At 63.2% G+C, this 22,969-nt stretch carries 16 protein-coding genes and 1 pseudogene; 10 read left to right on the forward strand and 7 right to left on the reverse strand.

Annotation, left to right across the window (positions count from 1 at the left end; translation table 11 throughout):
* Positions 1–11 precede the first annotated feature (11 nt).
* From ggt to NYQ83_RS03635, 3 genes are all read right to left on the reverse strand, one after another.
* Positions 12–1,622, reverse strand: coding sequence for a gamma-glutamyltransferase (ggt, locus tag NYQ83_RS03625; RefSeq protein ID WP_261212523.1), 1,611 nt, complete (start codon positions 1,620–1,622; stop codon positions 12–14).
* Complete coding sequence (locus NYQ83_RS03630) at positions 1,622–2,473, reverse strand: alpha/beta hydrolase (protein ID WP_128293694.1); 852 nt, start codon at positions 2,471–2,473, stop codon at positions 1,622–1,624. The genes ggt and NYQ83_RS03630 overlap by 1 nt, the downstream gene beginning before the upstream one ends.
* Positions 2,474–2,553: 80 nt before the next feature.
* A complete protein-coding gene (locus NYQ83_RS03635; RefSeq protein WP_314733296.1) occupies positions 2,554–4,122 on the reverse strand; it encodes an ABC transporter substrate-binding protein in 1,569 nt (522 codons plus the stop codon).
* A 227-nt stretch (positions 4,123–4,349) separates the two neighbouring features.
* On the opposite strand from NYQ83_RS03635, the pseudogene NYQ83_RS03640 reads away from it, so the two are divergent.
* From NYQ83_RS03640 to NYQ83_RS03650, 3 genes and pseudogenes are all read left to right on the forward strand, one after another.
* A pseudogene (locus tag NYQ83_RS03640) lies at positions 4,350–4,520 on the forward strand (helix-turn-helix domain-containing protein); the annotation flags it as partial.
* Entirely contained in the window at positions 4,521–5,144 is a 624-nt protein-coding gene (locus NYQ83_RS03645; RefSeq protein WP_246008602.1) for an IclR family transcriptional regulator, read from the forward strand.
* A gap of 79 nt (positions 5,145–5,223) precedes the next feature.
* Positions 5,224–5,820 (forward strand): SAM-dependent methyltransferase, encoded by a 597-nt coding sequence (locus NYQ83_RS03650; protein WP_261212528.1) that lies wholly within the window; start codon positions 5,224–5,226, stop codon positions 5,818–5,820.
* Between the two features lie 19 nt (positions 5,821–5,839).
* Here NYQ83_RS03650 and NYQ83_RS03655 read toward each other — a convergent pair whose 3' ends face one another.
* Positions 5,840–6,883, reverse strand: coding sequence for a LacI family DNA-binding transcriptional regulator (locus NYQ83_RS03655; protein ID WP_261212530.1), 1,044 nt, complete (start codon positions 6,881–6,883; stop codon positions 5,840–5,842).
* Between the two features lie 161 nt (positions 6,884–7,044).
* Between NYQ83_RS03655 and ptsP the strand changes: the two genes are divergently transcribed.
* From ptsP to NYQ83_RS03680, 5 genes are all read left to right on the forward strand, one after another.
* A complete protein-coding gene (gene ptsP, locus NYQ83_RS03660) occupies positions 7,045–9,561 on the forward strand; it encodes a phosphoenolpyruvate--protein phosphotransferase (RefSeq protein WP_261212532.1) in 2,517 nt (838 codons plus the stop codon).
* Positions 9,558–10,547 carry a 1-phosphofructokinase gene (gene pfkB / locus NYQ83_RS03665; RefSeq protein ID WP_261212535.1) on the forward strand — a complete coding sequence of 330 codons (990 nt, stop codon included), beginning with the start codon at positions 9,558–9,560 and terminating at the stop codon, positions 10,545–10,547. The genes ptsP and pfkB overlap by 4 nt, the downstream gene beginning before the upstream one ends.
* Before the next feature lie 8 nt (positions 10,548–10,555).
* Positions 10,556–12,310 (forward strand): fructose-specific PTS transporter subunit EIIC, encoded by a 1,755-nt coding sequence (locus NYQ83_RS03670; protein ID WP_261212537.1) that lies wholly within the window; start codon positions 10,556–10,558, stop codon positions 12,308–12,310.
* A 347-nt stretch (positions 12,311–12,657) separates the two neighbouring features.
* Positions 12,658–15,315, forward strand: a complete 2,658-nt coding sequence (gene adhE, locus NYQ83_RS03675; protein ID WP_261212538.1) for a bifunctional acetaldehyde-CoA/alcohol dehydrogenase — start codon at positions 12,658–12,660, stop codon at positions 15,313–15,315.
* A 115-nt stretch (positions 15,316–15,430) separates the two neighbouring features.
* Positions 15,431–15,676, forward strand: a complete 246-nt coding sequence (locus NYQ83_RS03680) for a hypothetical protein (RefSeq protein WP_128293672.1) — start codon at positions 15,431–15,433, stop codon at positions 15,674–15,676.
* A gap of 33 nt (positions 15,677–15,709) precedes the next feature.
* Here NYQ83_RS03680 and NYQ83_RS03685 read toward each other — a convergent pair whose 3' ends face one another.
* Positions 15,710–16,549, reverse strand: a complete 840-nt coding sequence (locus NYQ83_RS03685) for a MurR/RpiR family transcriptional regulator (RefSeq protein ID WP_128293669.1) — start codon at positions 16,547–16,549, stop codon at positions 15,710–15,712.
* A gap of 344 nt (positions 16,550–16,893) precedes the next feature.
* Here NYQ83_RS03685 and pflB point away from each other — a divergent pair, with 344 nt between their 5' ends.
* Positions 16,894–19,164: a formate C-acetyltransferase gene (gene pflB, locus NYQ83_RS03690; RefSeq protein WP_261213926.1), complete on the forward strand. Its 2,271-nt coding sequence runs from the start codon at positions 16,894–16,896 to the stop codon at positions 19,162–19,164.
* On the forward strand, positions 19,127–19,945 hold the full coding sequence (gene pflA, locus NYQ83_RS03695) for a pyruvate formate-lyase-activating protein (RefSeq protein WP_261212541.1): 819 nt from the start codon (positions 19,127–19,129) through the stop codon (positions 19,943–19,945). The genes pflB and pflA overlap by 38 nt, the downstream gene beginning before the upstream one ends.
* A 266-nt stretch (positions 19,946–20,211) precedes the next feature.
* Here the strand turns inward: pflA and NYQ83_RS03700 are convergent, their stop codons facing one another.
* Together NYQ83_RS03700 and NYQ83_RS03705 are read right to left on the reverse strand one after the other, a co-directional pair.
* Positions 20,212–21,123 (reverse strand): permease, encoded by a 912-nt coding sequence (locus tag NYQ83_RS03700; protein WP_261212543.1) that lies wholly within the window; start codon positions 21,121–21,123, stop codon positions 20,212–20,214.
* Positions 21,124–21,537: 414 nt separating this feature from the next.
* Positions 21,538–22,962, reverse strand: coding sequence for an aldehyde dehydrogenase family protein (locus NYQ83_RS03705; protein ID WP_128293663.1), 1,425 nt, complete (start codon positions 22,960–22,962; stop codon positions 21,538–21,540).
* Positions 22,963–22,969 lie beyond the last annotated feature (7 nt).

The raw sequence follows: 22,969 nt of genomic DNA on the forward strand, positions 1-22,969 counted from the left end.
TCTCCGCCTGCCTAGGTGATCGAGATGGCCATACCATCCCGCTGCGGATCTGCGGCTCCCTTCGACATGCCGTCATCGATCCGGATGCCGTGCAGAGCTGCAAAGGCATAGGTCTGCGGCGAGCGCTCGACCTCGTAGCCATCCGCGCGCAGATCCGCCTCCACCGAACGGCGAATGCGGTTGCAGATGTCGATCGTATTCGACACGCCGACAATGCGTGGTGCCGTCACCGCCTCCTGAATCGACATGTCGAAATCGATCATGTTCATGATGCCCTGAGCGACCGTCGGGGCGATATAGCTGCCACCGGGGGCGCCGATGACGATAAACGGCTTGTCATCGCGAAACACGATCGTCGGCGCAGCCGAGCTCGCCCGACGCTTGCGCGGCGCGATCGAGCCGGGACGTCCAGGACGCGGATCGAAGCGGCTCATCGTGCCGTTGTACATGAAGCCGAGGCCGTCGGTGATGGCGCCGGAGGGGCTGCCGAGCGTGTGGGTCATGGCGACCGCATTCCCCTCACGATCGATCACCGAAATATGGGTGGTGTCGCGCTGCGAGAGGTCGAGGCGTTCCACATTCGCGCGTTCGCCGCGGCGGATGCTTTCGGCATGGGCCCGGATATTCTCGTCGGAGAGAAGGCGTTCGACCGGCACCTCGACATAGGCCGGATCGCCCATATGGGCGTCCTTGTCGATCGTCATGCGCTTCATCGCCTCGAAAAGAAGGCGCACATGCTCGGTGCTTGCATGCTGCATGGCCCCGACATCGAAATGCTCCATGATGTGCAGGATCTCCAGCATCGGGAAACCGGATGCCGGAGGCGCACTCGTGGAAATCTTATGGCCGCGGTAGTGCCCCCAGACCGGCTCCGATCGGGTCACCTCGTATTTCGCGAGATCCTCCAGACCAATGAGGCCGCCGCCCGCCTTGAAGTCGGCGGCAATCTCTTCGGCGATTTCGCCGTGGTAGTAGATATCCGAGCCGCCGCTTCGCGCGATCCGCTCCAGAGTGTTGGCAAGGTCGGGATTGCGCAGGATCTCGCCCACGGCACGCAGGCTTCCGTCCTCGTGGAAATAGACGCTCCGCCCGGTCTTGGAGAAGCGCAGCTTGTCGATGGTGTTCGCCTGCCCGTCTCCCGACTGGTCCTTCGACCAGTACCAGTGCATGTGCGGGCGGATCATGAAGCCCGTGCGCGCGACTTCGGCCGCAGGCGTGATCAGATCAGCCCAATCAAACGTGCCGTAATCGCGAAGGGCCGTCTCATAGCCCTTGAGAGAGCCCGGCGTGCAGCAGGCGAGATAGCCGATCTCGGAGATGTTGCCTTCCAGAATGAAGCCGAAGCCATCGCGGCTTTGGCCGAGCAGCTTGTCGAGCCACATCTCCGGCGTGGCCGCGGCCGGCGCGAGCGCGTAGAATTCAAGCATCTCGTGCACGCCTCGGCCCGGCATATAGACCTGCATCGAGCCGAAACCGCCGACACCCGCCATCTGCGGATCGACGACACCCTGCATGAAGGCGCAGGCGAGCGCCGCATCGACGGCATTGCCGCCGCGCGCCAGGACATTGGCTCCGGCCTCCACAGCCTCCGGCTGCGGGGCGACGATTGTTGCGTTGTTCATCAGCTGCGCCTTTCTGCCAGCGTGCGTGTCAGGAAGGCTTTGACATGGCCAAGCACCTTCATGCGGTCGTGTGAAATGCCGGGGACTTCGTCGAAGGTGACGTTCACGCCGGCAGCCTCGAAAGAGCGCGCGAGCGAACGCAGGCGTTCCGGACGCGTCTCGCCGGCATCGTTTGCCCCTTCCATCCAGTAGGCCGAGCCAGGCTTGTGCGTGATTTCCCAGGTCTCGAGATCGAGTTTGCCGACGACCATCTGCACCGGCAGCTTCGCGAGCTCTTCGAGATTGAACGGCTTGCCGAACTTTTCCGCGAGATCGCGGGTGCCGACCCACCAGTCACGCTCTGGATCGATCAGCGTGACCGACCCCGGCGCACCGACACATGCGGCCCAGAGCCGCTCCGGATGAACGAGCGCGAAGCGATGGGTGAAATGCCCACCGCCGGAATAGCCGAACATCGCAAAACGCGACCAATCCTGGGCGTATTTCGCAGCCATCTCCTCGACCATGGAGATGAGCAGGAGATCGTAGCGGATATCGCCCTCGATCAGATATTTGTACCCCGAGCGCGCGCCGTCTCCGCGCACATTCATCGGGAAGATCGGGCACAGGACGGCGCAGTCGTTGTAGAGACCGAACTCGGCGAAACCGTCGCGGAATTCCATTGCCGAGGTGCGGCCGGTTCCGTGCACAGCGACCAGGAGATCGACCGGACGGCCATCTGCCGCCGCCGGCGGCACATATAAGAGCATGTGAAAACGCGGGTCGGCCGTGGAGGCAAAGATCGCCGTATGGCCGTAGTCGTAGATGGCGCGCGCGCGAGCAGCGGCAGCGCTGGTGCCGAGTTCCTGCATTCCTATGTCCTGAAAGGGGAGAAATGGCGGGCGTGGCGCAGAGGCGCCCCGCCCGGTGACTTAAAGGCGAGCCTTGGGGCTCACTCGGCCGACTTCACCTCGTAGGCGAGGAGATACTTGTCGCCACGCGGCTTGTAGTCGACGTCCTTGCTGGCTCCGAGCACGACGTTCTCGTAGTGCAGCGGCAGCAAATAGTGGTGGTTGAAGGTGAGCTCGGAGACCTTTTGAAGGATCGGCTCACGCTTGTCCTCGTCGAGCGTCGAGGTCGCTTCATCCAGGAGCTTGTTGATCTCCGGATCGTCGATGCCACCGCCATTGTAGCGGCCGGTGCCCTTCGCCTCGTCGCGCCCCGCCACGATGGCGATCGCCGGATTCGACACTTCACCCGTGTTGACGCCCCAGGAGCCGAGGAAGACGGAATATTCGCCGTTGGAGTATTTGTCGGCGTACATCGACCACGGCATCACCTCGACCTTCGTCTCGATGCCGATGCGGGCAAACATCTGGCCGACCGCCTGCAGCACGTCGCTGTCGTTGACGTAGCGCCCCTGCGGACCGTGCAGGGTCAGGCGGAAGCCGTCGGGATAACCCGCCTCCTCCAGAAGCTTTTTGGCACCTTCCGGATCGTAGGAGACTTCGTCGACATCGTCCGAATGGCCGAAGTAGCCCTCGGCGACGAACTGATGGGCGACGGTGCCGTTGTCCTGCATGACGCGCTGGACGATCGCCTGCCGGTTGATCGACATCAGGAGCGCCTTACGCACCCGCTCGTCCTTGAGAGGGTTCTTGTCGAGCTTGGAGCCGTCCTTTGCCGTGATGAAAGGCGTCTGATCGCGGGCGACATCCGTGCCGAGATAGACGATACGGGTCGACTGGCCGCGAATGACCTTGAGATTGTCGGAATTCTTCACCCGATCGACACCTTCCGCAGGAAGCGTCTCGATGAGGTCTGCGTCACCGGAGAGCAGGCTTGCGAGCCGCGCGCCGTTGTCGGGCAGCATGCGCAAAGTCACCTTGCTCCATTCGGAGGCACCGCCAAAATAGTCGTCGTTCCGCTCCATGACGATCCGGTCGCCAGGCGTGTAGGAGACGAATTTGAACGGGCCGGTGCCGACCGCCGCAGTGCCGTTGTCGAACGCGGCGACATCGTCGTCGGCGTGCTCGGAGCTGATGATGCGAATGCGGCTCAGCGAATTGAGGATCATCGGATCCGGGACGCTCGTCTCCACCACCACCGTGTGGGGATCTTCGGCCGTCACGTCCGTGATGTTGCGCGTGTAGGACGCGAAAGCCTGGCTCGGCTTGTCGCGCGCCCGTAGCACCGAGGCGATCACGTCCTCGGCGTCGAAATCGGTGCCGTCGTGGAATTTCACCCCTTCGCGCAGATGGAACCGCCAATGGGTGTTGTCGACGACCTCCCAGGACGTCGCGAGCTGCGGTTCGTTCTCGGCAGCGCCGCCGCGATAGATGAGGCTGTCAAAGATATGCCGGCTCATCGCGTTGTGCGGCGAGTTCGATTCCTCATGCGGATCGACGGTCGCGAACGTCGACGCCATGCCGACCGTCAGCTCCTTGTCTTGAGCCGATGCCGTTCCGGCAGCGACCGCGCATAAAGCCAAGGCAGCAGCACCCCGGCCGATCCATCCCATTGTCGAGATACCCAAGAATTAATCCCCTCTTGTTCGACAAGGCCGGTGCCACGCCAGGCGGCGATGCCCATGCCTTGACCACGCTTGAACGATTGCAAGCAACGCATGCGCAACGGAGGGCTGTCAATAAGAATGAAACTGTGTTTCATTAGGTGAGACAAGCGAGTGCCACAACCGGAATTTGAGGCAGATTGTCGCAACGCTGTTGAGCGAAGGGGGATCACGCCATGGCAGACCAGGGAAAAAGCTATGTTGTTCAGTCGGTTGACGATGCGATCAACATACTCATGACGGTCGCGGAACATCCCGAAGCTGGAGTGTCTGAAATCGCCCGTGCAGCCGGAGTGACAAAGGCCAAAACGTTCCGATTGTTACGAACACTGGAACGGCGAGAACTGGTGTCGCAGGAGTCTGACGGGCGATGGCGCCTCGGAAATGCCATCCTAGTGCTCGGCACCTCAGCCTCCTCGCAGATCGATCTGGTCAAACTCGCCAATCCGATTCTGGAGGATCTGGGGCTCAAAACGAACGAGACGGTTCAGCTGCGCCTGCGCGACAAGAACGAGGCTCTGTGCATCGCCAAATACGAGCCTTCGCGGGATCTTCGCGTACATGCAGTGGTGGGCCGCCGCCGCCCGCTCTATGCCGGATCGAGCAAGGCGATCATGGCCTATCTCCCAGAAGACGAACGCGAATCGGTTCTGCCGCAGGAGCTCAAAGCTTTTACCGGCAACACGATCACCGACCGTTCTCGCCTGTTTGCCGAACTCGATCGAATCCGTCAGACGCGAATCTGCATCAGCCGTGGGGAAGTGAGCGACCAGCTCGTGGCCGTGTCGGCGCCGGTGTTTTCCGCGGACGGCTCTGTCTTTGCCTCGATCAATATCGCCGCACCGGCCTTCCGAACCGACGACACCGACATCGAGCGCTTCATTCGTCTGGTTTCCGAGGCGGCGGGGCGGATTTCCGAAGGGCTCGGCTGGAAGGGCGACGCCTCGCTCGGCGGACGAATGGCTCTGTGAAGCCAGACACCTCGCAGCCCCGCCACGCCGCGATAGATAGAAACGAGCGGCAATGTGAGCGACGAGGAGCGCTGGAGTGATGTGGGACGAGAGATATGGCCAACCCGGCTATTTCTTCGGCACTGAGCCGAACGCCTTCCTCGCCGCCCATGCGGACCTGCTGAGCCCGGGAATGCGGGTTCTTTCCGTGGCCGACGGCGAAGGGCGCAACGGCGTCTGGATGGCCGAACGGGGGCTTGAGGTGACAGCGATCGACGCCTCAGCGGTGGCGATCGAAAAATCGAAACGCCTCGCAGCCGAACGCGGCGTGTCCCTCGCTCACGTGCACGCGGACATCGCCACATGGGAATGGCCGTCCTCCGCCTATGACGTCGCGGTGGCGATCTTCGTCCAGTTCGCCAATCCGACGCTGCGCGCGCAACTGTTCAAGGCGATGAAACGGGCCCTCCTGCCGGGCGGCATTCTGCTCTTGCAAGGCTACAGACCCGAGCAGATCGGCTACGGCACAGGCGGGCCGCCCAATCCCGACCACCTCTATACGCGCTCCCTGCTCGAGGCGGCGTTCTCCGATTTCGAGATCATTCACCTTGCGGAACACGACAGCGAGATCCACGAGGGCAAGGGACATTCCGGCCTCTCGGCCTTGATCGACCTCGTGGCACGCAAGCCCGCCTGAGCCCGCGCCCGACCGACGCTCAGGGGTTCATCGCATCCGCAGCCAGTGGTGCGGATCTGTTTTCCGCAAGAGCCGCCGGTTTTGACGCCAAGGTCGAACCGCGCACGATACAGCGACCAGACAGGACCACCTTGCGGGGCGCCAAACCCGGATTTTGCAAGCGGTCGAAGAGCAGCGACATGGCGTTGCGGCCGATGTCGTGCACCGGCTGCTCGATCACCGTCAGCCCAGGCCCGACCACTTCCGTCCAGTGCTCATTGTCGAAGCCGGCAACGGCAAGATCGCTCGGGATGGCGCGCCCCAGCCGCTGTGCCGCTTTGACGACGCCCATGAGCAGAAGGCCATTGCTGGCGATGATCGCCTCCGGCGCATCGCGCCCCGCCAGCCATTCGCTCATCGCCCTCTCGCCGGCATCGACGGTCGGCGGCAGGAGGCGCGGATCCGGGGTGAGGCCCCTCGCCTTCATGCTGGCACAATAGCCGTCGCGGCGCTCCAAACCCGTGGCACTCGTCTGGCCGAACACGCCGCCGATGCGCCGATAGCCCTCGTCGAAAAGATGCTCCACGAGCGTGTTTGCGGCCTCGCGGTTGTCGAGAACGACGGAATCGTAAAGGCCGCCCGCGCCGGCCCGGTCGATGAGGACGGCTGGAAACTGCAGCGGGCTCTTTTGCAGCTGATCGAGCATGGCGAGCGTCGGGGCGAGGATGAGGCCGGTCACACGCTCCTCCTGCATCAGGCGCAGATACATGCGCTCGCGCTCGACGTTCTCATCGGTGTTGCACAAGAGCACCCGCATGCCGGCCCGATAGGCGGCATCCTCGACGCCGCGACCTACAGCCGTAAAAAACGGATTGCGGATATCGGAGACGATGAGACCGATCGTCTGCGCGTGCTGCGTGCGCAGACGCCGGGCCGAGAGGTTCGGGCGGTAGCCGAGCGCCTTGATCGCAGCGTGAACGCGCTCTTTGGTGTCCGCGCGCACGGGCCCCTCGCTGAGGACCCGCGACACTGTGGCGACCGATACGCCCGCCTTCTCGGCGACGTCCTTGATGCTGATGGACATTTTCAGAAATCGTTTTCAGACATTACACCCGAACGATGCCACGTTGCGTGCGCGCAGGCAACCATTGTGCGCTGCAAAACATGGATTTTCGGCATCGTCACGATTGACATCTAGAATGTAATCGTTTTCAGTAAATCAACTGGTACGGAGGAAATGGACCAATGACAAACGCCCAGCCCGACATCCTGCCACCGTCCAATCTGGTTCGCCTCGGCGCCGCCCCTGCCGACAAAGAGGCCGCCATCCGGGAAGCCGCGCAGCTGTTGATCGCCGCCGGATGCATCGATCCCCAATATGCCGACAGCATGATGCGGCGCGAGGACGTGGCCGAAACCTATCTCGGACACGGCGTCGCCATCCCCCACGGAAAAGTCGAAGATCGGGGCATGGTCCGCCGCAACGGCCTCTCCATCCTGCAAGCGCCTGAGGGCGTCGAATGGAATGCGGGCCAGACGGTGCATCTCGTCGTCGCCATCGCCGCGGAATCGGACGCGCATATCGACACGCTGAGGCGTCTCACCAACCTCCTGCAAGACGAGGAGCAACTTCAGAAGCTCTTCAAGACGAACGACACCTCCGACATCATCAATGCTTTGAGTGAGGCCAACGCCCAGCCCGAGATGGATGGGGCGCCCGCGGAAGATCTCGACGAACGCTTCGAGTGGACCGTCGACTACCCTTCGGGCCTTCACGCCCGCCCGGCCTCGGCATGGGTTGCAGCCGCGCGCAAGGCGAGCGGCTCCGTCCAGGTGCGCAAAGGCGCCGCGGTGGCCGACGCTAAGGCGCTCGTGTCGCTTCTGCGGCTCGGCCTGCGCCAGGGCGACACGATCGTCATTTCCGCCGACGGTCCCGATGCGGGCTCCGCAATCGACCGGATGCAGGCAACCGTCACCGGGCTCAGCGCCCAGGAAAAAGCCGACGCCCAGGCGGCGAAGGGACCGGAGCCGACCGTCAAGGGCTGGACGCCGCCCGAAGACACGCCCGTCATCGCAGGCATCGGCGCGAGCCCCGGCCTGTCGATCGGGCCGATCCACGTCTATGCGCCCGCCGATATCGCGATTGCGGATACGCCAACGCCACTCAACGAAGGCGGCAACAGGCTGCATGAGGCTTTGACGGTGACGCAGACGCAGCTGCGCGTCCTCGCCGACGACACGCTGCGCCGTCTCGGCGAGGCGGAAGCGAACATTTTCCGCGCCCAGGCCGAACTCCTCCACGACACCGATCTCATCACCCTCGCCTGTCAGTTGATGGTCGAAGGGCACGGTCTCGCCTGGTCGTGGAACGAGGCGATCGAACGCACGGCCCGGGATCTCGAATCCAACGACAATGAGGTGCTGGCCGCACGTGCCGCCGATCTGCGCGACGTCGGGCGCCGCGTCCTGGCGCGGATCGACCCCTCGCTCGAAAACCGAGACGGCGATCCCCTGCCCGCCGAGCCGTGCATCCTCCTCGCCGGCGACCTCTCGCCGTCCGATACTGCGGGCCTCGACGTGGAGCGGGTGCTCGGGCTCGCCACCGTTCAGGGCGGACCGACTTCACACACTGCCATTCTGGCACGCACGCTCGGCCTGCCGGCAATGGTCGGCGGCAGCGAGGCCCTGCTCGATCTCGAAGACGGCACGGAAGTCATTCTCGATGGACAGGCCGGCCGCCTCTATCCGAAGCCGTCCGCCTCGGCCATCGCTTCGGCGCGTGACTGGCTTGCCGCGCAGGAAGAGCAGCACAAGCGCGAGATCGCCGAGCGCAGCCTGCCGGCGCGCACCACCGACGGCCATCAGGTGGAGATCGCCGCAAACATCAACCGGCCGGACCAGATCGAGCTCGCACTGTCGCAAGGCGGCGAAGGCGTCGGCCTGATGCGCACGGAGTTTCTGTTCCTGGAGCGCAGCTCCGCACCGACCGAAGACGAGCAGTACGAGACCTACCGGGCCATGCTCGATGGTCTCGAAGACCGTCCGCTCATTGTGCGGGCACTCGATATCGGCGGCGACAAGCAGGTGCCGCATCTCAACCTCCCGCGCGAGGCCAATCCCTTCCTCGGCGTGCGCGGTTCGCGGCTTCTCCTGCGCCGCCTCGACCTTCTCGCAACACAGCTGCGTGCGCTTTATCGCGCCGCCCGTGACGGCGAGAGCAGCGGTCTTTCGATCATGTTCCCGATGATTACGTCGGTCGGCGAAATGCAGCGCCTCAGGGCCGTCGCCGACAGCATTCGCGATGAACTCGATGCGCCAAAAGTGCCGCTCGGCGCCATGGTCGAGGTGCCGGCCGCGGCGATCGGAGCGGACATCCTCGCCCGCTACGTCGATTTCTTCTCCATCGGAACCAACGACCTCACGCAATACGGGCTTGCCATCGACCGGCAGCATCCGGAACTCGCCGCGGAGGCGGATGCCTTGCATCCTTGCGTCCTGCGCCTGATCCGCATGACCGTCGAGGGCGCGGCCAAGCATGGCCGCTGGGTCGGCGTGTGCGGCGGCATCGCCGGCGAGCCCTTCGCGGCCTCCCTTTTGACCGGCCTCGGGGTCAACGAATTGTCGATGACGCCGCGTGACATCCCCGCCGTCAAAGCGGCTCTGCGCGAGACGTCGCTGAGCGCGCTCAAAGCCCTCGCCGACAAAGCTCTGGCCTGCGAGACTGCAGCCGAGGTGCATGCCTTGGATCGGGAGGAATTGTGAAACCCTCGCCCCTCCCTGTCGTCACCGTCACCCTGAACCCGGCGATCGACCAGACGGTCGTCGTGGAAGGGATGACGCTCGGCGAAGTGCACCGCGCCTCGTCCGTGCAGAGCAATGCAGGCGGCAAGGGCGTCAATGTCGCGAGCTGCCTCGCCGACTGGTCGGTGCCCGTGATCGCAACGGGCATCCTTGGCGGCGGCAATCCCGGCCCCTTCGAGGCGCTTTTCAGCGCCAAGAACATTCGCGATCTCTTCGTGCGCGTTCCTGGAGAAACGCGCACGAACATCAAAATCGCAGATCCCACCCGCAACGAGACCACCGACATCAACCTCCCCGGGCCGGTGGCCGACGAAGCTGCGCTCGAGCGGGTGAAAACCGTTCTCAACGAAACGGTCGCGCCCGATAGTCTCGTCGTGCTCGCCGGCAGTCTGCCGGCCGGGCTTCCCGACGACACGCTTGCCCGCCTCGCGGCGGCATTGCGCAAACGAGGTGCACGCGTCGTTGTCGATACCAGCGGGGCACCGCTCAGGGTCGCCCTCTCGGCACCAGCCGAAGATCTGCCATTTTGCGTCAAACCCAACCAGCACGAGCTCGAGGAATGGGCGGGCAAATCCTTGGCAGGCCGCGAGGATCTTCTCGCCGCCGCCCAGGCCCTTCAGGCGAGCGGCATCGCAATCGTGGTGGTTTCGCTCGGCGCCGAGGGAGCTCTGTTCGTGAACAAAGACCAGGTTCTCATGGGTCGAAGCGAGCCCGTCGAGACCTTGAGCACGGTCGGGGCCGGAGACGCCATGGTGGCGGGCCTCGTCGCTGCCTTTCGAGAGGATGCGCCGCTTGAAGACGTGGCGCGCCTTTCCATCGCCTTTGCCGCCGCGAAGCTCGGCCGCATCGGGCCGCACCTGCCCGATGCAGAGGAGGTCCAGCGTCTTGCGCGGGCGGTCGTCGTGACGGAGCTCCCGGCTGGCCGGGACCTCAAGCAACAAGCATAGGAGGACCCATGACACACGTTCTTGCCGTCATATCGGCAGGCGACCTCACGACCCAGGCCGCATTGGCGGCCGAGGCCCTGCGCAAGGCGGCCGACAATCTGGGCCATCGCATCGACATCGAGGTGCGCTCCGACCTCGGCATCCGCAATTCGATTTCGGGCAAGGCTGCAAGTGACGCCGCCGCCGTGCTCCTGGTCGGCCCCGGTGAGCACGAGGAAAGCCGTTTCGGCGCGCTGAAGCAAAGCACCGCGACCATCGAGGCGGTCCTGGAGGATGCAGACGGCGTCCTCGCTCAGGCCGTTCAAGACGCTGGTGCCGCCACGGATGCGGCGCCGGCCGCGTCATCGGGCGGACAGAAGCACATCGTCGCCATCACCTCCTGCCCGACCGGCATCGCCCATACCTTCATGGCGGCCGAAGGCGTGCAGAAGGGCGCCGAAGCGCTCGGCTACTCCGCGCGCGTGGAGACGCAAGGCTCGGTCGGCTCGCAGAACAAGCTGACCGACGAGGAAATCGCAAAGGCCGACCTCGTCATCATCGCCGCCGACACGCAGGTGGATTTGAGCCGCTTCGCCGGCAAGCCCGTCTTCCTCTCGGGCACGAAACCCGCCATCAACAACGGCAAGGCGCTGGTTGAACGGGCTTTCAAGGAAGCCGAAGTCCAGGGCGGCAGCCAGGGCCTCGCTGATCGCGTCGCCGCCGGCAAGGCGGAACGCGCGGCCTCTCGCACGGGCCCCTACAAGCACCTGATGACCGGTGTCTCGTACATGCTGCCCTTCGTCGTGGCCGGCGGCTTGCTGATCGCGGTCGCCTTCGCGATCGGCGGCATCTACGCCTACGAGAACGAAGGCACGCTCGCCTACAATCTCTTCCAGATCGGCGCCAAGGGCGGCTTCGCACTGATGGTCCCGGCCCTTGCCGGCTATATCGCCTATTCGATCGCCGACCGGCCCGGCATCACGCCCGGCATGATCGGCGGCCTTCTCGCCGCCAATGTGGGCGCCGGCTTCCTGGGCGGCATCGTCGCCGGTTTCATCGCCGGCTACGGCACCGATTTCATGAATCGCCACATCAAGCTGCACAAGAATCTTGAAGGCTTGAAGCCGGTTCTCATTCTGCCGCTTCTCGGCACGCTGCTCACCGGCCTGTTGATGATGTACGTGATCGGCACGCCCGTCGCGGAAACCATGACCTTCCTGACCAACTGGCTGAAGTCGATGCAGGGCTCGAGCGCCATCATGCTCGGCCTCATCATCGGAGCGATGATGGGCTTCGACCTCGGCGGCCCCGTCAACAAGGCGGCCTACACCTTCTCCACCGGTCTGATCGCCAGCCAGGTGTACACGCCGATGGCGGCCGCAATGGCCGCGGGCATGGTGCCGCCGCTCGCCGTGGCGCTTGCGACGAAGATCTTCGCCGACCGCTTCACCGCGGACGAGCGGGAAGCCGGCAATGCCGCAGCCGTGCTCGGCATCGCCTTCATCACGGAGGGCGCCATCCCGTTCGCGGCTCGCGATCCTTTGCGGGTGATCCCCGCCATGATGGTGGGTGCTGCCACGACCGGGGCCATCTCGATGGCGATCGGTGCGGAGCTCAAGGTTCCGCATGGCGGCATCTTCGTTCTGCCGATCCCGAACGCCGTCACCCATCTCGGCGGCTATATCGTGGCGCTCCTGGTCGGCACGGTGGTGAGCGCGGTGCTCCTGCGACTTCTCAAGAAGCCGATAGCGGCTGCCGCCCCGGCTCTGGCACCCGCTGAATAAGCCTGCGGAGCTTGCCCTCTCCCCCGCAAGAACCCAGGCAGAGGCCGGCGCTAAAAACGCCGGCCTCATCGTGTTGCAAGGCATATTTTGGCGAGCATGGACGGGGCTTCGCGTAGGGCCAGAAAGACCGCATTGGCCACACGAAACTTTGTCATGAAAACCTCGATTTCGCTTGCTAAAGTCGCTTGTAGTAGATAGTGTAGTTTTACTACATAAGCCGATCGCTCGGCCGGAGAACCCAGACTATCCCGGTGTCCCTCAGCGAACGGCACAGCCATCCCTGCTCTCTCGGGTTCCGCCCTTGGGGCAGCGCGCAGAAAACCGGCATTCCTGGAAGGGCCAGAGCCATGACATCCGATACGCTCCCCAGCCTCGACGCTCTCATCGCTCCCGTGAAGGAGGCCCAACGGGTCTATGCGGGTTACTCCCAGGAGAAGGTCGACAGGATCTTCCGCGCCGCCGCACTGGCGGCCAACAACGCCCGCATCAAGCTTGCCAAGCTCGCCGTCGAAGAGACTGGCATGGGCGTGATGGAAGACAAGGTGGTCAAGAACCACTTCGCGTCGGAGTACATCTACAACAAGTATAAGGACGAGAAGACCTGCGGCATCCTCTCCGAGGAGCCGGAGTACGGCACGCTGACGATTGCCGAGCCGATCGGCCTCATCTGCGGCATCGTCCCGACGACCAACCCGACATCGACCGCCATCTTCAAGGCGCTCATCAGCCTGAAGACGCGGAACGGCATCATCTTCTCGCCGCATCCGCGCGCCCGCCGCGCGACCTGCGAGGCGGCTCGCATCGTGCTCGAAGCGGCGGTCGCGGCCGGCGCGCCAGAGAACATCATCGGCTGGCTCGAGGAACCGACGGTCGAGCTCTCGAACGCGCTCATGCGCCACAAGGACATCAACCTCATTCTCGCGACCGGCGGGCCGGGAATGGTCAAGGCGGCCTATTCCTCCGGCAAGCCCGCAATCGGTGTCGGCGCCGGCAACACGCCGGCCGTCATCGACGAATTCGCCGACATCAAGCGCGCCGTCGCCTCCATTCTCATGTCGAAGACTTTCGACAACGGCGTCATCTGCGCCTCGGAGCAATCGGCGATTGTCGTCGATCAGGTCTATGACGCGGTGCGCGCACGCTTTTCCAAGCACGGCGGCTACATCCTCTCCCCCGACGAGACGGATGCGGTCCGCCATGTCATCATGCCGAACGGCGCGCTGAATGCCCGTGTCGTCGGCCAATCGGCCGCCGCCATCGCGGAAATGGCCGGATTTTCGGTGCCGCCCTTCACCAAGGTTCTGATCGGCGAAGTGAGCGAAGTGAGCGAGGCAGAGGTCTTCGCCCACGAAAAGCTGTCGCCGACGCTCGCACTCTACCGCGCGACGGATTTCGGCCATGCGTGCGATATCGCGGCGGACCTCGTCGCGCTCGGCGGCATCGGCCATACCTCGGTCCTCTACACCGAGCAGGATCAGCAGGAAGAGCGCATCCGCCAATTCGGCGACCGCATGAAAACGGCGCGCATCCTGATCAACTCACCGTCTTCGCAGGGCGGGATCGGCGACCTCTACAATTTCCGGCTGGCTCCATCGCTGACACTCGGCTGCGGCTCCTGGGGCGGCAATTCGATCTCCGAAAATGTCGGCCCCCAGCATCTCATGAACAAGAAAACCGTGGCGAAGCGAGCGGAAAACATGCTCTGGCACAAACTTCCGAAATCCATCTACTTCCGCCGTGGCAGCCTGCCTTTCGCGCTCGAAGAGTTGCGGGGACACAAGCGCTGCCTGATCGTCACGGACAAGTTCCTCTTCGAAAGCGGTGCCGTAAGCGAAACCATCAGCCTCCTCAAGAATCTCGGTCTCGAAGTCGAGGTCTTCTACGAGGTCAACGCCGACCCGACGCTCGAGACGGTGCGCAAGGCCACCTCTCTCGCCAACGCCTTCAAGCCGGACGTGATCCTGGCGCAGGGCGGCGGTTCGCCGATGGATGCGGCGAAAATCATGTGGGTGATGTACGAGCACCCCGACGTCGCCTTTGAAGAACTCGCGCTGCGCTTCATGGATATCCGCAAGCGCATCTACAAATTCCCGAAAATGGGTCTGAAAGCGCAGTTCGTCGCGGTGCCGACCACCTCGGGCACGGGCTCTGAAGTCACACCGTTTGCCGTCGTCACCGACGAGAAAACCGGCATCAAATACCCGATCGCCGATTACGAGCTGACGCCGAACATGGCGATCGTCGACCCCAACCTCGTCATGAACATGCCGAAGTCCCTGACGGCAGCCGGCGGCATCGATGCGGTGACGCATGCGCTCGAATCCTACGTCTCGGTGCTGGCGAACGAATATAGCGACGGCCAGGGGCTGCAGGCCCTCAAGCTCCTGAAAGACTACCTGCCGTCGGCGTACCGCAACGGTCACGAAGATCCGAAGGCGCGCGAGCAGGTGCACAATGCAGCAACGATCGCCGGCATCGCCTTCGCCAATGCCTTCCTCGGCGTCTGCCATTCCATGGCGCACAAGATCGGCGCGGAATTCCATATTCCGCATGGCATCGCCAATGCGCTCCTGATCTCGAATGTCATCCGCTACAACTCGGCCGACATTCCAACGAAGCAGACGGCCTTCAGCCAGTACGACCGTCCGAAAGGCGTCGCACGCTATGCTCAGATCGCTCGCCATCTCGGCCTTTCCGGCGAGCGCGACCACGAGCGCGTTCAGAGCCTCATCGCCTGGGTGGACGAGCTGAAGGAGGCGTTGGAAATCCCGGAGAGCATCCAGGCTTTCGGCGTCAAGGAAGCGGACTTCCTGGACAAGGTCGACAACCTCGCAGAGGCGGCCTTCGACGACCAGTGCACGACCGCAAATCCGCGCTTTCCGCTCGTCAGCGAGCTGAAGCAGCTCCTTCTCGACAGCTATTACGGCCGGGCCTGGGTCGAGCCGTCGCTCGAAGCCGACGACCAGACGCAGGCTTCCTCCCCGGCCGCTCTTGCCGCCGAATGACGGCGCATTGGCGGGTCCGCTCTCACCCCTCCTCCCGAAGAGAGCGGACCCGCCAGATCAACTCCAGTGTCAATCAATTCCAAGATTTGTCGCCGGAGACAGAAGGAATGAGACGATGAGCAAGAGCTTGATGTGGACCGCCAAAGACGCGCGAGGCCTCACGGTTCAGTGCCTCTTCAACGACGACGCCCGCAGCTATGAGATGACCGTCTCAGGCCAGTCCGCCTGGACCTGCCGCAGCGAGACCTTTCTGGCAAGCAGCGAGCCCGTTTTCGGCATGGATCCGGACGACCGGGCGCTGTCGGTGCAGGTCGCAGACCGGCTCATGCACGATGTCGCACGCTCCCTCGGCGACTTCTGACAGCACGTGCCGACGGCTTTGCATATCCTGTCGTCAGTCCCGCAACCCGCCGCTTTCCTTCAAGAGAGCTTTGCTGCGCTCCACGCGTTCATGCAGGGTCCGTCCCTTGCGCAGCGCCACGCAGATGGAGAGCGCATCTCCCAAAACGAGATGGCTGATACGGGAGGTGAGCGGCGAGTAGACGTCGTATTCCTCCGCAACGTCGGTCAGAAGGCTCACCGTCGCGAGGCGGGCCAGCGGAGAATCGGAGCGGGTCAGCGCCACGACATCGGCGCCGACCGTCAGCGCATTCTGCACGCTGTCCAGGATATCGCGCGTTCGCCCGGAATTCGAGACGGCCACGACCGCATCACCCGGTGCGAGCGACAGCGACGAAATGAAGTAAACGTGCGGATCGCTGTAGGCCACGGTCGGCATTCCGAGCCGAAAGAAGCGGCGCTGAACGTCCTCCGCGATGGTGCCGGAATTGCCCGAGCCATAGAATTCGATGCGCCGCGCCGACGCCAGAATGTTCGCGGCCTTGTCGAGCATAGAGGCCGAGAGATTGTTGCGCACGCCGATCAGCGTGTTGATGGTGCGATCGAAGACTTTTCCGGCGATGCCGCTGGCGCCGTCGTCGGGCAGCACATCCTGATCGAGAAACGGCATCCCGCCGGCGATATCCTGCGCCAGCTTGATCTTGAATTCGCGAAACCCTTTGCAGCCGAGCGCGGAACAGAAGCGCGCCACCGTCGGCTCGCTCACCTCCGAGCGGCGCGCCACTTCGGCCATCGACAGATTGATGACCTCGCCAGGATGCGAGAGCACGAAGTCCGCAAGCTTGCGCTCGGACGGTCGGATCTGATCCTTGACCGAGGTGATTCTTCCCAACATTTCCGCCCTCATTTGTTGCGTCAGGCGGCGAAAGCGGTCATCCATGACGGGGGCCAACACAGACAAGCCCTGCGCGGTACGCATGACAGCATGCTACACACCGCAAATCCGATCCGGATTAAGACTAACACTCTGACGAATTTGTATTTTTGCCCTTGGGGAAAATTCGAGCGAACTACGATTCTCGCTCTTTTGCCCTTCAACCACACCCATTTGTGTAGTAAAACTACAGAAAGTCAACGGTTCGTGAAACGGATCCAATCCAACCGGCGGAACCATCAGAAATATGATAGGTTCACGCCACAGCGCCCTTTTCACAAGGAGTGACAATGAACGCCATAGTGATGTCCTCTCGCGTCGATCTCAACGACTTCCCGACGACGAATGACCCGTGGCGTGGCTTCAAGCCCGGCGCGTGGCAGCACGAAGTCAACCTCCGCGACTTCATCCTCGACAATATCACGCCTTACGAGGGCGATGCCTCCTTCCTCAGCGGCTCGACCAAACGGACGAAGGCCCTCTGGGACAAGGTTGCCGAACTCCTGAAAGAGGAACGCGCCTCCAAGGGCGGCGTTCTCGACGCCGACACCGAGGTGGTCTCCTCCATCACCTCGCATGGCGCGGGCTACATCGACCGCGATCTGGAAGTCGTTTTCGGACTGCAAACCGAGAAGCCGCTGAAGCGCGGGATCATGCCGTTCGGCGGCTGGCGCATGGTCGTGAAGGGCCTGGAAGCCTATGGCTTCACACCTTCGCCCAAGCTCAAAGAGGTGTTCCCGAGCCTCCGCAAGACGCACAATGACGGCGTTTTCGACGTTTACACCGATGAAATTCTGCGCTGCCGCAAGTCCGGGCTCATCACCGGTCTTCCCGACGCTTACGGGCGCGGCCGCATCATCGGAGATTACAGGCGCGTCGCCCTTTACGGTGTCGACCGCCTCATCGCCGACAAGCAGGAGCAGATGACCTCGCTGGAGGTGAGCCCGCTCGACGCCGAAATTCTCCAGCTGCGCGAGGAGATCGCCGAGCAGATCAAGGCCCTCAACGAACTCAAGGAGATGGGGGCGGTCTACGGCTTCGATCTTTCCCAGCCGGCAACCAATGCGCGCGAAGCGGTGCAGTGGACGTATTTCGCCTATCTGGCGGTCGTGAAAGAAGCCAATGGCGCGGCCATGTCGCTCGGCCGAGTATCGAGCTTCCTCGACATCTATATCCAGCGCGACCTCGACGAAGGCACCCTCACGGAAGCCCAGGCACAGGAACTCATCGACCAGTTCGTCATCAAGCTGCGTCTCGTCCGCTTCCTGCGGACTCCGGAATATGACACCCTCTTTTCCGGCGACCCGACCTGGGTCACGGAAGTTCTCGGCGGCATGGCTCTCGACGGCTCCACGCTCGTCACGCGTACGAGCTTCCGTATGCTGCAGACGCTGCACAACCTCGGCCCTGCACCAGAACCCAATCTCACGGTCCTCTGGTCGGAGATGCTGCCCAAGGGCTTTAAGGAATTCTGCGCCGAGACCTCCATCAAGACATGTTCGCTGCAATACGAGAACGACGATCTGATGCGGCCGTATTACGGCGATGATTACGGCATCGCATGCTGTGTCTCGGCCATGCAGATCGGCAAGCAGATGCAGTTCTTCGGCGCCCGCGCGAACCTCGCAAAGGCCCTGCTCTACGCCATCAATGGTGGCCGCGACGAGAAGTCCGGCGTGCAGGTCGTGCCGGCTTTCGCGCCCATCACGGCCGATGTGCTCGACTACGACACGGTCGTGGAGAAGTTTCTGCCCATGATCGAATGGCTGGCGCGGGTCTATGTCAACGCGCTCAACGCCATCCACTACATGCACGACAAGTACATGTATGAGCGCCTCGAGATGGCGCTGCACGACCGCGACGTGCTTCGCACCATGGCCTGCGGCATCGCCGGTCTTTCGGTGGTGGCGGACAGCCTCTCGGCCATCAAGCACGCCAAGGTGAAGGTCATCCGCGACGAGCGCGGGCTTGCCACCGACTTCGAGATCGACGGCGAATATCCGATGTTCGGCAACAACGATGCACGCGTCGACGACATCGCCTCCTGGGTGGTCAAAACCTTCATGGACATTCTGCGCCAGCAGAAGGCCTATCGCGGAGCGACGCCGACGCAGTCGGTTCTGACCATCACCTCCAATGTGGTCTACGGCAAGAAGACGGGATCGACGCCCGACGGCCGCAAGGCCGGCGAGCCTTTCGCACCGGGCGCCAATCCGATGCACGGCCGCGACAGCAAGGGCGCCCTCGCCTCCATGGCGAGTGTCGCGAAGCTGCCTTACGAACATGCCCAGGACGGCATCTCCTACACCTTCACGATCGTCCCATCCGCCCTCGGGCCGACCGAGGAGGAGCGGACGGAAAATCTGGTCGGGATGCTCGACGGCTATGTGGCGGCCGGCGGTCACCACATGAACGTCAACGTCTTCGACAAGGAGACGCTTCTGCACGCGATGGATCATCCGGAGCTCTATCCGCAGCTCACCATCCGCGTGTCGGGCTATGCCGTGAACTTCATCAAGCTGACCAGGGAGCAGCAGCTTGACGTCATCAGCCGCACGTTCCACCAGCGCCACTGATCTCATTCAGGAGGTGACGCAGAGCGAAGCACCCGAAGCCGCGGCGGCGCCTTGCGTCAAGGGCTGGGTGCATTCGCTCGAAACGGGCGGCACGCTCGACGGGCCGGGCCTGCGTTACGTGCTGTTTCTTTCCGGCTGCCCTTTGCGCTGCTGCTACTGCCACAACCCCGACACGTGGCACATGCGCAAGGGGAAGCTGCAGAGTTCAGACGACATCGCGACGGAGATCGCCTCCTTCGCGCCCTTCCTGAAGCGCGGGCGCGGAGGCGTTACCTTGACGGGCGGCGAACCGCTTGTGCAGCCCGAATTCTGCCGGGCGATCCTGCGGGCATCGAAAGAGCTCGGCCTGCACACGGCGCTCGACACATCCGGCTTTCTCGGTGCGCGCGCCGATGACGCGTTCCTGGAGGATGTCGACCTCGTTCTCCTCGACATCAAGGCGTTCTCGGAAGCCACCTATCGCAATGTCACAGGCGTGCGGCTACGCCCGACACTCGATTTCGCCGAACGGCTCTCCGCCATGAAGAAGCCCGTTTGGCTTCGTTACGTCCTCGTGCCGGATTTCACCGACAATACGGCAGAGATCGAAGCCCTCGCCCGTTATGTGGCCGATCTCAAGAATGTCGAGCGCGTCGACGTGCTGCCCTATCACGACCTCGGCGCCTACAAATGGCCCCGCCTGGACAAGGCCTATCGTCTGGCAGGCACACAGCCACCGAAGCTCGAAGAGACAGAGCGGGTGCGCAACATTTTCCGGGCTCGGGGTCTTCTCGCGACATAGAGGGGCTGAGAGCCGCGCATTGTTTGCCGGCGTCTCGCCCTGACGGCGGCGATCACCCGTCAAGCCGCCCGAGATCTGACAATAATTCTCATCTTCGCATGAGGCTCGTGCTCGGGCATTCCCCCACCTCACCCCCGACGATTTCGCGTGTGCATTCATCCAGCTCAAGCTGGAACCGGGCACACAATCTCATCGGCCACGAAAAAAGCCCTCCCGCCGATCTCCGGCGGGAGGGCAAAATCATTCGGGTGCTTTCGTTGCTGACCTTAGTAGGGCAGCGGCACCAGGCTGAAGAAGCCGATCGACAACAGATAGTTCACCGTGAGGGTCATGGTGGCAATCGTCGTCGCCGGCGGATCAAAGTGCGTATCGCCATGATCGTGGAAGAGCCGGGCGAAGAACTCGCCGAGCAGCGCCCCGATCACGCCAACGACTGCCGCCCACAGAAGGCTACCCGACCCCGCAGCCGCCAAAGCGGCCGGCAGAGCGATGTGGTGGGTGACCGGAACGGAAACGCCGAACTGAAGGAAGATCAACGAGGCCGCGGAGATACCGAAGGCGAGGAAGCATCCGGCGCCACCGTAGAGATCGCCGAGGTACCCGCCGAAGATGCCGACACCCAGGCCAATCACGACAAGCTGGCCGAGCGTGCTCTGGAAGGGCAGCCAGCGATCGGCTTCTCCCGGGTTCCAGCGGGTCGTGCCCTCTTTGGGCGTTCCGAACAGGCCGGCCTTGCCGAACATGAGGCGGGTGACGATGGCGCTGACGACGACCGTCAGAGCGACTGTATCCGTCCAGGCGAGCCCTTCGCCGAAAGCCGGCACGAGAGCAAGATAGTACTGGACGATATAACCGAAGATACCGAATGCGCCGCCGACGAGAAGCACGTCCGGCGCCTTAAGACCCATCATCCCGGCAAGGATGTTCTTGCCCGAATCGAACTTGCCGCGGCGCGCAGCATAGGCTGCTGCGGCGACACCTGAGGCAAAGCCGCCGACATGGGGGCCGAAGGCACCAAACGGCAAACCGAAGAAATCGGTCGCCTCTGGCGCAACACCGAGCTGCACCGCCACACCGATCATCACGAGGAAGCCAACCATCTCGAACGCCGGCAAGGCGCCGATGGCAGCTCCAAATATCCCCCCGCCAAATGCGGCAATTATTCCTAGGACCGTCATTTTGCCCTCCAAGAGGTCGTCACTGTTTCACAAGATCCAAGCCTTGGCCAAAAGTCGAAGCACGAATGAAGCTGCCGCCACTTGCCATACCGAGCTCCATAAGATGTACTTTGCTTCTCAATCCCCCGCCGGCCTGCAGTTTTTGGGAAAATCTTCCCCGCTCCGCCGTTTCCGGCAGATTTCTTTGTTTCAGATTCCGATTTGGCTTCCCAGCTCTGGGACAGAAGGCTCCACACCCCATCCGCCTGCGCTGATGGCGTCGCGGCGCCCGTCCGCGGCCAGCCCTCGCGTTGAGGGCTGGCAACGGTTGCAAGACGGTTCAGCGACCGGGCGCCTTTGTGCCCCAGCCCCGGTCGCGAAGCCCTTTAGCGGGCGAAGACGATACCGTTCTCGCATGCATTTTCGCAGTCTTGTCTAGAGCGAGAACGCCCCAACGAGCGCACAGCGGCGAACACGCGTGAAGGTGCGCACGGTCGCAATGCCCTCGCCGGTCCGCCCAGCGATGGTGAAGCCCGTATGTCCCTCGCCGCCGATGCCGATACCGGCATAGGAGGGAGCGTTCTTGACGTAGATCGTCGTGTTGATTGCCCTGCCGAACTCACTCATGTGATAGACGTCGGAGGAATGGATGATGGCCGAGTGACGGTTGCCGCCCTCAAGCTCCACGGCGACATCCACCGCTTCCTTGAAGTTGCCGACGCGCACGACGCCGAGAACCGGGATCATCAGCTCGTGCACCACGAACGGATGCTTCCGGTCGGTCTCCACGATGATGGCCCGGATGTCGTCGCCCGCATCGATGCCGAGCTCGCGAAGGATGACGTTGGCGTTCTGGCCGATCATCTTCGGCGCGCCACCCGTCCGCTTTTCGTTGAGCACGATGCGCTCGAGCTCCGGCAGACGGTCTGCGCCGAGAACGACGGCATTTTCGCAACGGCCGAAGGCCGCCATAAGGTTGTCGGCAATGCCGGAGGTCGCGATGACTTCCTTCTCGGCGATGCAAGGCAGGTTGTTGTCGAAGGAATGGCCGGCGATGATTTCGCGGGCGGCCTTCGCCGGATCGGCGCTGTTGTCGACCAAGACCGGTGGGTTGCCCGCAGCGGCGCCGATCACGCGCTTGCCGCTCGTCATCGCTTCGCTGACGACGCCGGTGCCGCCTGTGATGCACAGGATCGCAATCTTCGGATGGCGCATCAGGCCCTGAACCACCTTGAGATCGACGGAGCTCGTCGTCACGCAGGTGTTGGCCGGACCGCCCGCCTTCTCCACGGCCTCGTTGATGAGGTCGATGCAGTGCAGGGATGTCTTCAGGGCACGCGGATGCGGCGCAAAATACACGGTGTTGCCAGCCGCCAGCATGCTGATGGCATTGTTGAGCAGCGTTGCCGTGGGATTGGTCGTCGGCGTCACGGCGAGGATCGTGCCGAACGGCGCCGGCTCCTCCGTCGACAGGCCGAAATCGCCGACCATGGCGTTGGTTGGCAGGCCTTCCACACCGGGCGTCTTTTCAGCGATCGCCAGGTGCTTTTTGACCTTATCCTCGACGCGGCCCATGCGGCTCTCGGAAACGGCCATCTGAGCCAGTTCCTGCGCATGTTCGATCGTCACTTCTCGCAGTGCGTCGACGATCGCCTTGCGCTTGGCGAGGCTGACGCTACGGAACTCCGCATTGGCACGCTCGACGGCAAGGATGGCATCGTCCGCATTCGCAAAGACGCCACGTTGCCCGGTCGTGACCGGCTGCGGCCGGAGAGCCGAACGGTCAGCGTCTGGCCGTCCACCCATCTCACCGAGAACCCGGCGAACGATCTCGCTGATTGTGTTGTCTTCTACAGCCATAGCGTGT

It is taken from the genome of Afifella sp. JA880 (assembly GCF_025379905.1).
GTDB classification, from domain to species: Bacteria; Pseudomonadota; Alphaproteobacteria; order Rhizobiales; family Afifellaceae; genus Afifella; species Afifella aestuarii.